Source organism: Clostridium nitrophenolicum (assembly GCF_055391695.1).
The window spans coordinates 4,656,849-4,671,203 of record NZ_AP042469.1; the positions used below are offsets into that span (position 1 = coordinate 4,656,849).

12 protein-coding genes are annotated in these 14,355 nt (G+C 30.5%); 1 reads left to right on the top strand and 11 read right to left on the bottom strand.

The features are described from left to right. Positions 1-10 precede the first annotated feature (10 nt). From ACZ5N4_RS22060 to ACZ5N4_RS22075, 4 genes are all read right to left on the bottom strand, one after another. Positions 11-898 (bottom strand): PH domain-containing protein, encoded by an 888-nt coding sequence (locus ACZ5N4_RS22060; RefSeq protein ID WP_464204641.1) that lies wholly within the window; start codon positions 896-898, stop codon positions 11-13. Positions 899-1,146: 248 nt separating this feature from the next. Then, entirely contained in the window at positions 1,147-2,232 is a 1,086-nt protein-coding gene (gene rpoD / locus ACZ5N4_RS22065; RefSeq protein ID WP_178906063.1) for an RNA polymerase sigma factor RpoD, read from the bottom strand. Beyond that, positions 2,232-4,001, bottom strand: a complete 1,770-nt coding sequence (gene dnaG, locus ACZ5N4_RS22070; protein ID WP_464204643.1) for a DNA primase — start codon at positions 3,999-4,001, stop codon at positions 2,232-2,234. The genes rpoD and dnaG overlap by 1 nt, the downstream gene beginning before the upstream one ends. A gap of 469 nt (positions 4,002-4,470) precedes the next feature. Next, positions 4,471-5,499, bottom strand: coding sequence for a deoxyguanosinetriphosphate triphosphohydrolase (locus ACZ5N4_RS22075; RefSeq protein WP_464204644.1), 1,029 nt, complete (start codon positions 5,497-5,499; stop codon positions 4,471-4,473). Positions 5,500-5,622: 123 nt separating this feature from the next. On the opposite strand from ACZ5N4_RS22075, the gene ACZ5N4_RS22080 reads away from it, so the two are divergent. Next, the gene (locus ACZ5N4_RS22080; protein WP_464204645.1) at positions 5,623-6,690 is read left to right on the top strand and encodes a CotS family spore coat protein; all 1,068 of its coding nucleotides are present in this window, start codon (positions 5,623-5,625) and stop codon (positions 6,688-6,690) included. 128 nt (positions 6,691-6,818) lie between these two features. Here ACZ5N4_RS22080 and ppdK read toward each other — a convergent pair whose 3' ends face one another. From ppdK to ACZ5N4_RS22115, 7 genes are all read right to left on the bottom strand, one after another. Next, a complete protein-coding gene (ppdK, locus tag ACZ5N4_RS22085; RefSeq protein ID WP_464204646.1) occupies positions 6,819-9,452 on the bottom strand; it encodes a pyruvate, phosphate dikinase in 2,634 nt (877 codons plus the stop codon). A 73-nt stretch (positions 9,453-9,525) separates the two neighbouring features. Next, positions 9,526-10,167: a helix-turn-helix transcriptional regulator gene (locus tag ACZ5N4_RS22090; RefSeq protein WP_464204647.1), complete on the bottom strand. Its 642-nt coding sequence runs from the start codon at positions 10,165-10,167 to the stop codon at positions 9,526-9,528. 464 nt (positions 10,168-10,631) lie between these two features. Beyond that, positions 10,632-11,291 (bottom strand): DUF4342 domain-containing protein, encoded by a 660-nt coding sequence (locus ACZ5N4_RS22095; protein ID WP_464204648.1) that lies wholly within the window; start codon positions 11,289-11,291, stop codon positions 10,632-10,634. 34 nt (positions 11,292-11,325) lie between these two features. Further along, entirely contained in the window at positions 11,326-12,099 is a 774-nt protein-coding gene (gene recO / locus ACZ5N4_RS22100) for a DNA repair protein RecO (RefSeq protein WP_464204649.1), read from the bottom strand. A gap of 66 nt (positions 12,100-12,165) precedes the next feature. Next, positions 12,166-13,047 (bottom strand): GTPase Era, encoded by an 882-nt coding sequence (gene era / locus ACZ5N4_RS22105; RefSeq protein ID WP_464204650.1) that lies wholly within the window; start codon positions 13,045-13,047, stop codon positions 12,166-12,168. A gap of 11 nt (positions 13,048-13,058) precedes the next feature. Continuing rightward, positions 13,059-13,457, bottom strand: coding sequence for a cytidine deaminase (locus ACZ5N4_RS22110; RefSeq protein ID WP_464204651.1), 399 nt, complete (start codon positions 13,455-13,457; stop codon positions 13,059-13,061). 149 nt (positions 13,458-13,606) lie between these two features. Then, positions 13,607-14,305, bottom strand: a complete 699-nt coding sequence (locus ACZ5N4_RS22115) for a diacylglycerol kinase (protein WP_464204652.1) — start codon at positions 14,303-14,305, stop codon at positions 13,607-13,609. Positions 14,306-14,355: the final 50 nt, after the last annotated feature.

The following is a 14,355-nucleotide window of genomic DNA, read 5'->3' on the forward strand; positions in this document are numbered from 1 at the left end:
TCCATTCCAATTATCTAAAAGTTAATAATATTCTTACCTGCATAATAAAAAACATCATAGACAAAATTAATGGTATATAAATAAACTTATATGCAGATTTTCTATCGTATTTTGCACAAAAGTAGGCAGCATAATACATACAGAATAAAATAGCCATATTAAGTATTCCATAAAACATATGTTTAAATGCAAACTGCTTTGCCGTTCCAAACTTAATAGCTACAAATTGAGAATTAAAATTTAAAGGCATCATGCTTGGGAGCTTATTATAAAGATACAGTATTATAGGTGTTACTGTTATTATAGTTACAATTATAGCTACTATAACAAAAGGAACAAAGAATTTTTTATCCTTATAAAGATTAACATTCTTATTTATTTTATAATCCCAAATTAAATGATTAATGCATTTCTCATTTAATTGTTCTTCGAATCTATCGAAGTCTTCAGGAGACAAACCATAGTTTATTTCCTCTGTTCTTAAGTAAAGTATGTTTTTTGTAGAGGTTACAAACATGTAAGTGCTTCCTATCTTATCTATTATAGATCTTCCTATAGCAAACTTGCTATTTCCATATCCAGATAGTCTTACACCTCTTATATATCCATGCGCTTTTTGATATCCTTGTATTTCACTAAAAGGTATAACTATGTTCTTTAGCCCTAAAGCACTGTTAACATATACATTTTGATTATCTATAGAATATGTTAAAGAACAGCTGATGATCATATAATAAAGTTGGTATATATTAAAAACAACCATAGTTATTTTAATCAGTGTTGAAATTTCATAGTAACTTACCATATATAAGATTATAGCTAAAAGAATATCATATGCTGCAGTTATTCCTAGTATAGAATATACACCTGAACCTTTAACTGATTTATAAGTTTTCACATCATCACCTTCCTTTATACATTATAACATAACTGCTATTTAATATTAAGGCATCTTCAAAAATAACTAATCAGTATGATAGTATATTTTGTGTCATACTTTGTCGTTAGAACCTGTTAATTGAACAACTACCTACTGAACCTATCTGCTCGTTTGACGCAAAATATCCGTGGCATCTTTGGCTTATTATTTTATTTCAGATTCTTAAATTAATTTTTATAAAAAAAAAGCACCATAATCTGGTGCTTTTAGTCTAAATAATCCTTTAATTTTTTACTTCTACTTGGATGTCTAAGCTTCCTTAAAGCTTTAGCTTCTATCTGTCTTATTCTTTCTCTTGTAACATTAAACTCTTTACCTACTTCTTCAAGAGTTCTAGCTCTTCCATCATCTAATCCGAATCTTAATCTTAGTACTTTTTCTTCTCTTGGTGTTAATGTATCTAAAACGTTTATAAGTTGCTCTTTGAGCATAGTGAAGGCTGCTGCTTCTGCTGGTGCTGGTGCTTCATCATCTGGGATAAAGTCTCCTAAATGACTATCTTCTTCTTCTCCTATTGGTGTCTCTAAAGATACAGGTTCTTGAGCTATTTTCATTATTTCTCTTACTTTATCAACTGGCATTTCCATAATTTTTGCTACTTCTTCAGGTTGTGGCTCTCTTCCAAGTTCTTGTAAAAGCTGTCTTGATACTCTTATTAATTTATTAATAGTTTCAACCATATGAACAGGTATTCTTATAGTTCTTGCCTGATCTGCTATTGCTCTAGTGATTGCCTGTCTAATCCACCATGTAGCATAAGTACTGAACTTGAATCCTTTTCTATAATCAAACTTCTCAACAGCTTTTATAAGGCCTAGGTTTCCTTCTTGAATAAGATCAAGGAAGAGCATCCCCCTACCTACATATCTTTTAGCTATGCTTACAACAAGTCTTAGATTTGCTTCAGCTAGTTTCTTTTTAGCAGCTTGATCTCCAGCTTCTATTCTATTTGCTAGCTCAATTTCTTCCTCTGAAGAAAGTAGAGGTACTTTACCTATTTCCTTTAAGTACATTCTAACAGGGTCATCAATTGCAATACCTTCAGGAATTGATAAATCTAGATCTTTTTCATCTACTTCTGCACCCTGCATATCTCCTATAACTTCAATTCCCATTGATTCAAGCACTTCATATATCTTTTCTATTTGTTCAGGACTTAAATCAACTTCATCTAATTCATCCATTATTTCTTTATAAGTTAAAGTGCCAGTTTTTTTACCTTTTTCTATTAGTTTTTTAACTATCTGCATCTTTGCACTTTTATCTTTCATGATTTTGCCTCCTTCAGCCATTACTGTATCCCACCAATCTTTTTTTGTATTTCAATTAGTTCGTGTGCCAACTTTAGCGATTCCTCAAGCTTTCCCTCTGATTCGTAGCGTTTTATTTTATTAATTAGCTCTTTTTTTGCTTCTTCAAGTTTATATTTTTGGATTCCCTTTATAAAATCTTTTATCATATTTTCATAATCATATTCGTCATATACTAAATTAGTTTCTAAAATATTTACCCATTCTTTCGAAGTATCTATATCATCACATCTTGACTCTATGCGTTTTTCTCTTTCATTTTCATCAAATTGCATGTTTTCAACAATATAGTCAAATATTTTTCTGTGACTATCCATTATTAATTCATCTTTTTTTATAGTGCTTAATGCATATTCTAAAGCATTATTGTCATTTACCATGAGCTTTAATAGACCTCTCTCAGCCTTTAGATATGCCGGCTCTAAATATAATTTTTGTCCAAAAATGTTATCTGTATTCATATTTTCAGAATCTTTTACATTTTTTTGAATTTTATTGTTCATTATGTCATATAAAGCCTGATCTCTAATTTTAGTTTCTTCGGATAATCTTTTTATATAGACCTCTTTTTCTAAAGGATCCAACTCTTCTAGCATTTCTAATGTTTTGTCCGCATATTTTACAATATCATCAGAATCACTTAAATTCAGTTCATTTTTAAGTACGTTTATTCTATAGTCAATAAGCGGGAGAGCCTCCTGTATAAGTTTTAAGAATGCTTCCTTTCCATTATTTCTTATAAATTCATCTGGATCTTTACCCTGTGGAACAATTAAAACTCTCACATCTAATCCCGCTTTTTTTAATATTTCTAATCCCCTCAAAGTGGCCATCTGACCTGCACTATCTGCATCATAGGAAATTATAACTTTATCTGCATATTTTTTCATAAGCTTAGCTTGGTTCATAGTTAAAGCTGTACCAAGAGAAGCTACAGCATTGGTTATACCATACTGGTGAAGAGATATACAATCCATGTATCCCTCTACTATTATAAACATCCTTGAATTATTGTTTTTAATTGCAAAGTTTAGTCCATAAAGATTTATACCCTTTTTAAATAATGATGTTTCAGGTGAGTTTAGATATTTAGGCTTAGAATCGTCTAAAACTCTTCCACCAAAACCAATAACCTTACCTTTGTAATTAAAGACAGGAAATATAATTCTATTTCTAAACCTATCGTAGTAGGAACCTTTTTGGCTTTTGATTACAAGCCCTGCAGTTAGCATATCTAATTCAGTATATCTCTTAGCTTTCAAATGTCTTATTAATCCATCCCATCTATCAATTGAATATCCTAACCCAAATTTTCTTATTGTAGCCTCAGTTATTCCCCTATTGATTAAATATTTTTTTGCAGTGTCGTTTTTCTGTAGACAATTAAAAAAATATCTAGCAGATTCTACATTTAGTGTATATAACTTTTCAAAGTTATTGTTCTTGTTATCATTATCATGATCTAACTCTAAATCTATATTTACTCTATCAGCCAGCAATTTAACTGCTTCTGGAAAATTTAAATTCTTAGTTTTCATAACAAATGTTATAACATTTCCAGCTTCACCACATCCAAAACATTTGTAAATCTGTTTATCTACTGAAACACTAAAAGATGGTGTTTTTTCGTGATGGAATGGGCATAGTCCGGAATAATTTCTTCCTGCCCTTTTTAACTTTACAGTTTCTGATATAACATCTACTATATCATTTTCTTCTTTAACTCTTTGAATGACATCTTCCGATATCAATAAATACTCCCACCTATCTTAATAATTTAAATGAAACTCCCTCTCCTTCCGTCGAGTGAGTAAGCGATCATCACAAAATCATAGATTTTGGATGCCTGTTAAATGAAACTCCTTCTCCTTTCGTCGAATGAGTACTCGCTGAGTAATCGATTCACTTCAAATCAGAGATTTGAGTTCTCTGCTTAATTGTACTCGGATTAATTATATTCGACACAAATCACGACATTCCTCCTAATAATATTAAATTTTTTTCTTCTAATCTAATATATATATTCTTTATATATAGTAAATATCCTTCAAAAACAATATTATTAATAAACAAATTTTGCAATAGCGTCTATATCCATTAAAGTTTATAGTAGACAACTTATTATACTATTTCATTATTAGACTAATCAAATGGATAATTTTATATAATTAACTTCTTTTGACTTTTGTTATTTTACCCATTTAATACTAGAAATTATTCCTAATACACAACAATTTTAGGAACATATATGTTATTAAATAAAAGTAAACAGTAATCATCACTCATACCAGATATATAATCTGCGACACCTCTATATAATCCTTCTTTTTCAACAATATCTATGTAAAATTCAGGCATCTTATCTGGATTCTTTAGAAAATAATTAAAAACTTGCTCTAACACAAATTTTGCCTTATCCCTCTCTGTTTTAAGAACAGTTCCCATATAAACTTTTTGAAACATAAAAGTTCTTAGCTCTGCTAGAATTTTCCCCATTTCATCACTTAGAGAAACCTTGATTACACCTTTTCTTATATTGTCTATAGTTGTATATATACAATCTTTAACCAGTGTATCTATCCTTTGTCCATGCGTATTTCCTAATACTTTTATTAAATTTAATGGAAGTTCTTCTTCACTTAAGAGCCCCGCTCTTATAGAATCATCTATGTCATGATTCACATAGGCTATTTTATCACTATATCTAACCACTTGTCCTTCTAATGTATGTGACTTTGAATCAGAATTAGAAAAACCGCTATGATGTAGTATTCCATCCAATACTTCTTCAGTAAGATTTAACCCTTTTCCCTGCCTCTCTATTCTTGTTAAAACTCTTATACTATTTTCATTATGTCTAAAACCATCTGGTAAAAGTTTGTCCAAAACTTCTTCTCCGTTATGAGCAAAAGCTACATGCCCAATATCATGACCTAAAGCAATAGCTTCAATTAAATCCTCATTTAAACCAATTCCTTTTCCTATAGTTTTAGCTATTTGAGATACTTCAAGGGTATGGGTAAGTCTTGTTCTATAGTGGTCTCCCCAGGTTTTTATATATACTTGTGTTTTATGTTTAAGTCTCCTAAAAGATTTACTATGTATAATTCTATCTCTGTCAACCATAAATGAGGTTCTAAGCTCATCCTTGTTTTCTTCAAATTTTCTTCTCTTTGAATTAGAAGAGAATGCTGCTTCTGGAATTAATATAAGTTTTTCATTTTTTTCTATTCTCTCTCTTAAAATCATATAAATCACCTAAATAAATTATTCTATATATATATTTAAAACTCCTTTTTTTTAATGAAAATGTATATTGTAAGGATTTTCTTAATATTATTATAAAGAAATAGCTTTTAAGGAGTGTTAATAATGCCTTATGCGGCTAAAAAATATAATTTAGATTTATTATCTGAAGAAAATGTGAAGAAATACGTACTTCCACACTATAGCCTTAATGAAGCAGAAATATCTAGAATCAAGTTCAAGGATACAGACAAGCAAAGGGCAGTATACAAAATAAGCTATAATAATAAAAGTTACTGCTTGAAAAAGGTTTACTTTTCAAAAGAGGAGCTACTTTTTGTTTATTCTGCAATAGAGTGGCTATTTAGAAATAATATTAAAGTACCTAAGATACTTGCTACAAATACAAATGACAGATTTGTTAACTATAATAATATGTTATTTATACTCACTCCATGGATAGAAGGTGAAAAATGTAATTATGACATTAGGGAACATATTCTCTTATCCATAAATAATCTTGCTCACATGCATAAGTCATGTAGAAAATTTACGCCTATAGAAGGAAGCACTATGAGAAGAAGCTTTGACAGTATAAATATTTCAATAAGCAAGCATTTTCATCAGCTGCTATCTTGCTCTAATTTAGCATTTAAGTATGGAGACAAGTTTTCAAAACTATTTTTACAAAACTTTGAAAGTAATCTATTTTTAGCAGAAATAGCTACGCAAGTGTCATCAACTATAAATAATAATAATCTAAGTAAATCATTATGCCACTTAGATTATGTAAATAAAAATATAATATTTGATGATAAAAAAAATACCTGGGTAATTGATTTCGATAAATGCAGCACTGATTATTGCACCCACGATATATCTTATTTTTTAAGAAGGCTTTTAAAAAGAGATAGTACTAACTGGGATTTAGATCTTACTTTAAACTGCATAAATATTTACGAAAAAACTTGTCCTCTAACTTTAGATGAATACAAATATATTTTAGCATACTTGTCCTTCCCTCAAAAGTTTTGGAAAATATCAAAAGACTACTACAATAATATAAAAAAGTGTAATCATAGCTCTTTCTTCTACTTATTAAAAAAGACAGTACAAAGAGATAAAGAACACTTAAATTTTGTTATAGATTTTGGTAAACATATAGAAAATAAATTTAATACAAGAATAACATAAACAGGCTTCTAAGCTTCAGGTGGAGTTTAAATGTCTAAATAGCATTTAATTTCCACCTAAACCTTAGAAGCCGTTATCCAGATAGGGTAAATTAAAACCCCTGAAAATTCAGGGGTTTTTTCATTGTACTACTTTCTTGGACTCTTAACTTGAGCTTGTGCTGCTGCAAGTCTTGCTACTGGAACTCTAAATGGCGAACATGATACATAGTCTAATCCTACATTATGGCAGAATTCAACTGAAGATGGATCTCCACCATGCTCTCCACATATTCCAAGATGGATATCTGGTCTTGTTTTTCTTCCAAGCTCTGCAGCCATTTTAACAAGTTTACCTACTCCAACTTGGTCTAGTTTAGCAAATGGGTCAGATTCATATATTTTCTTATCATAATAATCCTTTAGGAATTTGCCAGCATCATCCCTTGAGAATCCAAATGTCATTTGAGTTAAGTCATTTGTTCCAAAAGAGAAGAATTCTGCTTCCTTTGCAATTTCATCTGCAGTAAGAGCTGCTCTTGGTATTTCTATCATAGTGCCTACTAGATACTTCATATTAATGCCTGATTTAGCTATAATCTCATCAGCTATTCTTACAACTATATCTTTTACAAATTTTAATTCCTTTAATTCGCCAACAAGTGGTATCATTATTTCTGGAACAATATCATAATCTTTTCTCTTATTAACATCTATAGCAGCCTCTATTATAGCTGTAGTCTGCATTTCTGCCATTTCAGGATAAGATACTGGTAAACGACATCCTCTATGTCCCATCATTGGATTAAATTCATGTAATGACTCTACAGTTGATTTCAAATCTTCAAAGCTTATACCCATCTCTTTCGCTAAGTCCCTTATATCTTCATCTTCCTGAGGTAGGAATTCATGAAGTGGTGGGTCCAAAAGTCTAATAGTCACTGGTCTATCTTCCATAGCCTCATATATACCAATAAAGTCCTCTCTTTGCATTGGCAACAGTTTATCTAAAGCTTTTCTTCTTTGCTCTTCTGTTTTAGATAATATCATTTCTCTAACTGCTGGTATTCTATCTTCATCAAAGAACATATGCTCGGTTCTACAAAGACCTATTCCCTGTGCACCAAATTTAATTGCCTGACTGGCATCTCTTGGCGTATCAGCGTTGGTTCTAACTTTTAATGCTCTAATTTCATCAGCCCATGCCATATATATTCCAAAATATCCACTTATTTCAGGTTCAACAGTTTTAATTGCTTGACCATATACATTTCCTGTACTGCCATCAAGTGATATATAGTCTCCTTCGTGATATACTTTCCCAGCAACTTCAAATATTTTTGCATCTTCATTAATTTTTACATCTCCGCAGCCGGCTACACAACATGTTCCCATTCCTCTAGCAACAACCGCCGCATGTGATGTCATTCCACCTCTTGCAGTAAGTATACCTTCAGCAGCTACCATGCCTTCTATATCTTCTGGTGAAGTCTCTAATCTTACCAATACTACTTTTTCTCCCTGTTCATGATGCATCTTTGCATCTTCAGCAGTGAAATAAACCTTACCACAAGCAGCTCCTGGTGAAGCTGGTAAACCTTTTGCTATCACTTGAGCATTCTTCATCTCATCTTGGTCAAAATTTGGGTGCAAAAGTGAATCTAATTGTTTAGGATCTACCTTTAACATAGCCTCTTCTTTTGTTATAAGCCCTTCTTCAACCATTTCAACAGCTATTTTTAATGCAGCTTGAGCTGTTCTTTTACCATTTCTCGTTTGTAAGAAATATAATTTACCTTGTTCTATTGTAAACTCCATGTCTTGCATGTCTTTATAATGATTTTCTAAGTTATTTGCTATATCCATAAACTGTTTATAACAATCTGGTAAATCTTCATGTAATTTTGTTATTGGTTGAGGAGTTCTGATTCCAGCAACTACATCTTCCCCCTGAGCATTTATTAGATACTCTCCAAATATTAGTTTTTCTCCTGTAGCAGGATTTCTTGTAAATGCAACTCCAGTTCCTGATGTTTCTCCCATATTACCAAATACCATCGATTGAACATTTACAGCTGTCCCCCAATCACCTGGTATGTCATTTAACCTTCTGTAAACTATAGCTCTTGGATTATCCCAAGATCTAAAAACAGCTGTTACAGCTTCTAATAATTGTTCTTTTGGTTCCTGTGGGAATTCTTTTCCCATTTCTTTTTCATACAAAGCCTTATATTTTTTAACTACATCTTTTAAATCTGATGCACTTAAATCTGTATCAAATTTTGCTCCTTTTGATTCCTTTACTTCATCTAATATGTCTTCAAATCTTCTTTTTTCGATTCCCATAACAACATCTGAGAACATTTGTATAAATCTCCTGTAAGAATCATATGCGAATCTTTCATTGTTAGTAAGTCTTAGTAATCCTTCTACAGTTTCGTCATTTAATCCTAAATTTAATATTGTATCCATCATGCCAGGCATAGAAGCTCTTGCTCCTGATCTTACGGATACAAGTAAAGGATTTTCTATACTACCAAATTTCTTTCCAGTTAAATTTTCTATATTAGACAGTGAAGCATAAATTTGCTCTACAATATCATTAGATAATTTTTTACCATCTTCATAATATTTAGTACATGCTTCTGTGGATACTGTAAATCCTTGCGGAACAGGTATCCCTAAATTTGTCATTTCTGCAAGGTTAGCCCCTTTTCCTCCAAGCAAGTTCTTCATGCTTGCATTCCCTTCGTTAAAAAGGTATACATATTTTCTACTAGCCATAAAGTAACATCCCCTCTTTAAAATATTTTTCAGTGTTTTGTATATAGTAACGGATTTTTATCCGTTATTTGAATTAGCTATTTTCTCCCATTTTTACGAATAACCTTGTAATATTAGTTTTAGAAACTTTTCCTACAATTTTTATAGATTCCTTTGCACCTATATAGGTTTTTTCTACAACTGGAAGACTATCTACTTCATGCTCCATAATTTTTAGAGCAGCTAAGTATGCAGCATCTTCTTTCTCAACAAAGACTATGTTAGGCATTCTTGTCATTATTATACCTACCGGTACCTTATGAATATCTGTACCACCCATAGCTATCTTTAAAAAGTCCTTTCTAGATACGGCTCCAATAAGTAATCCATTATTTTCAATAAACAATGTACCCACATCATTTAAAAATAAATGTACTATAGCGTCATATACAGTTGTATTTTCATCAACTACTACTGGCTTTGACATTATATCCTTTACTTTAATAGTTCGAATATAATCGTAGATCAAGCTATGAGAGGGCCTTTGGGAATATACATAACCTACCTTTGGCTTTGCTTCTAAAATACCTGTCATAGTGAGAATTGCCAAATCTGGTCTTAACGCAGCCCTTGTTACACTAAGTTTAGATGCAAGCTGTTCGCTTGTAATAGGCTCTGTTTCTTTAACTAACTTTATTATTTGTTCTTGCCTCGGTGATAATTTAATAATACTCACCCTCCCTCTTAATAAATAGCCTAAGGGATTTTTCCAAAGTAAAATAGTCTCCCTTAATCAGCTACACGTTTTGTTGATATACTATATATTCGCTTAAGGCTAATTATAACACACATTTAAGCAAATAGTATAGCACTTTTAAAAAATTAGTTCTTTTTTTGAAATTTTTTTAAATGAATTATGTAATTTTCTGAAAAATATTTTATAGTGGCTAACCCCTGTAATTAATAATTATATATTAATTATATATTATAACATTATCACTAAATAGTATGTTTATTTATAAAATTTTAATTTTTTTAACACTATAAAAAGTCAGCAATAGAAATATTGTTAGCTGACTTTTTAATATGTTTTCTTCATTAGTATATTATTTATTTTTATTTAAATTTTCTTAGATTTATTCATGATTAATTTACATTTTTTTGTTGAAATTATCATTAAACTTAAAATTAGCAGCTATCCTATATTTCATCATTTGTATTTTTTGCATTTTCAGTATTTGTATCTTCATTACTCATAGTTCCATAGGTTACAGTTCCATAGGTTTTGCTTCCATCTTCTATATCTTCAAATTTTACTGTGTATTGATAAGTGTTTTCCTCTTTATTCTTATCTTTATTTTCATCTTTATGTGTGAATTTCTCTTTCACTGAGGATGCTGCATCAACTACTTTTTCTTTTACATCTTTCATTGTGTCTTTCACACTGGTTTTTATAATTTTATTTACAACCTCTACAGTTCCATCATCTTTAGTTATTTCTATTGTTACCTTTGTAACTACAGCTGTCAAAATTCCAATAGCTATAAGTGGTGGCCAAACTAAAACTGTTAAAGTTGCAGCGATTCCCGCATTTACTGGTATATCAACAATAACTTTATCATCTTTTTTAATTTTTACTCTATTAACATTACCCTTTTTAACTAAGTCTTTTAACCAATCTAAGAATTCATCTTTCGTAGTATAAATATTGTCCATAGTTGTTTTTTTGCTTTGTTCAATATATATTAACGCATCAACTACGTTGCCTTGAGAAGCTTCCAAAGCCTCTTTAGCTTCTGTATAGCTAACTCCAGTTCTTTCTCTTATAATATCAATTTTCTCCAAAGTAATTTCATTCATTTTCTTCACTCCTTTTTATTTAGTTTACTTAAACCTACTCTTGGTTATTCTGAAAGTTTAATAGATAGTTAAGAGTCTCCAAACTTTTTGGTTTTCTAAAATAGTTTTGAGATATAACTAAAGATAGTATATTGTACATTTCTTGCTTTATCTCTTTTGATAATGAAACTCTATAAACATTTTCTAATGATATTCTAGACAAATATTTTAGTGCATTATAGGTGCCTTGCTTCACGTATATACCATTAAATCTTTCGCACTCTGAACAAACTCCTCCAGAATACTGCAAGCTTATATAATTGCAGTGATTTAATTTTTTTCTACACATACAACAACTTTCTAAATTAAATCCATATCCAGTAGCCTCTAAAACTTTTAGTTCATAGGCTCTTGCTAAAGTTTCTATATCTACTGCTTTGTTTTTTATAAGGTAAAAAGCCGTAACTAAATGTCTGAATAACTCTCTATTACTTTCTTCATCTTGCATACATATATCTATAAGCTCACAAAAATATGAAGCATATGTTAAAGTATCTAAATCATTAAGCAAATCTTGAAAAGAGTCTATTATTATACTTTCATTTATTGTATAAAGGCTTTTTCCTTTATAAACCACGTAATCACCATAACAGAATTGCAAAGTAGTTGTAAATAAATTATTTCTACTTTTTTTTGATCCTTTTGCAACGGTGGATATTTTCCCTAATTTTTCACTGAAAAGCCAAACTAGTTTATCTGACTCTTTTATATCTTGTGTTTTAATAACTACAGCTCTAGTTTTAAATATAGACAGAAAATCATCCCCCAAATGCTTTATAATTACTTATCTTAAATTATTATTACCAAAAGATAAAATAAACTTTCATGCTTTTCACTACTTATACCCTAGTTCTTTCAGTATGTTCATACTGTCTCTCCATTCCTTCTTTACCTTGACCCATAGTTCTAAATAAACCTTACTTCCAAGAAACTTTTCAATATCTTGTCTAGCATAGGTAGATATTTTCTTTAGCATTGCCCCATTTTTGCCTATAATTATTCCTTTATGAGAGTCTTTTTCACATAATATAGTTGCCTCAATATGATAGATTCCCTTTTCATCCTTTTTCATTGTCATAACATCTACAGCTATACCATGAGGAACCTCCTGCGAAAGAAGTCTTAATGCCTTTTCTCTAATGGTTTCTGCTACAATAAATCTTTCCTGCTGATCTGTAATCATATCTTCAGGATAATATTTGGGACCTTCTGGAATATACTCTACCATCAGTTTTTTTAACTTATCAACATTTTTTCCGTTTAATGCTGATATAGGTATAATCTCTTTAAAATCAAAGACATCAGAATAGTTTTTTAACGTCTCTGCAACTTTTTCCGCAGGGTTTTCATCAATTTTATTTAGAACTAAAAATACAGGTACATTACAGTCTTTTAACTGCTCAAGTATATATAGATCTCCTTTACCAACCTCTTTTTCAGGGTTGGTCAAGAAAAGTATTAAATCAACTTCCTTAATAGAATCCTGAGCAATTTTAACCATGTATTCTCCAAGTTTATGTTTAGGCTTATGGATTCCTGGTGTATCTACAAACACTACCTGAAAATCCTCTTCTGTTAATATTGTTTGTATATTATTTCTAGTAGTCTGTGGTTTACAGGATACTATTGATAATTTTTCTCCCATTATTGTATTCAATAATGTTGATTTTCCTACATTAGGTCTTCCTATAATTGTTACAAATCCAGATTTAAACATATATTCTCTCCTTACTTACCTAAGTCACCTTTAGTAAAAGCTCCTGGCAATACTTCTTCTAATTCTTTTACTATATATTCATCTTTGTTTTTAGCAATTATTATTTTTATATCTTCTGACGCAAACTCAGCTATTACCTGTCTACAAATACCACATGGATAAGTATATTCATTTTCTACACCAACAATTGCAATTGCTTTTATTTGTTTATAGCCTTCTGATATTGCTTTAAATATAGCAGTTCTTTCCGCACAGTTAGTCGCTCCATAAGATACGTTTTCTATATTACATCCTGTGTATATATTGTTATCTTCGGTAAGTATTGCTGCTCCCACCTTAAAATTTGAATATGGAACATATGCATTTTCTCTCGCTTCTAAAGCTTTAGATACTAATAATCTATAGTCCATCTTCATTCCTCCAATTATTATTTTTACCTGCTATAAATAATTATATCCTAAGTGGTGTAAATAAATTATAACATTATTTTCATCTATTGCAATATTTTTATTTAACACAATTATACCTGCTTTAAAGCCGTAATCATACTAATAATATCTTATCCAAACACCCTAAATAGCAGCACTGTAATTAGAGTTCCAAAGATTCCACCAGCAATAACTTCTATAATAGAATGAATTTCAGAATCTACTCTGCTTTGCGCTACTATTAATGCAAGCAAGTAACTCAAAATTACTACTGTTAACTGTCCTGTTGTAAGTGCTATAGTAGTAGCAATAGAGAAAGCTATTGCACTATGTCCGCTAGGCATTCCTCCCTTTAGAGGCGTTCCTTCACCAAAAATTGCCTTTATTACTATAGTAGTAATGCATACAATAGCAAGTATAATAAATATTGTATATGGATTTGAACTTTTTATTTTTCTAATTAATATAAAATTTATATATTTTAACTTATCCCAAAATACAATATATCCAACAACTATTGCATTTACAGCAGTTACTAATACACCTCCTGCCGCCACATTTTTAGCAAGTTTGGCAAGAGGATGATAATAATTAGTGGTGGCATCTACAGCAAATTCTATTGCAGTATTTAAAAGCTCTGCCATAATAACCATTGTTATCGTTATGGTTATAGCCAAAAGTTCCATTTTAGTTAAATCATAAAAAAAGCAGGCAGTTAGAACAACCAGCGCTGCGATCATATGTATCCTCATATTTCTCTGGGTTCTAACTGCATATATTATTCCTTCTATGGCATAATTAAAACTATCTAATAGTTTTCTAACTTTCATTATCATCACCATCTTAAACTAAATTTATTGGCTAAATATTATAAACTAAA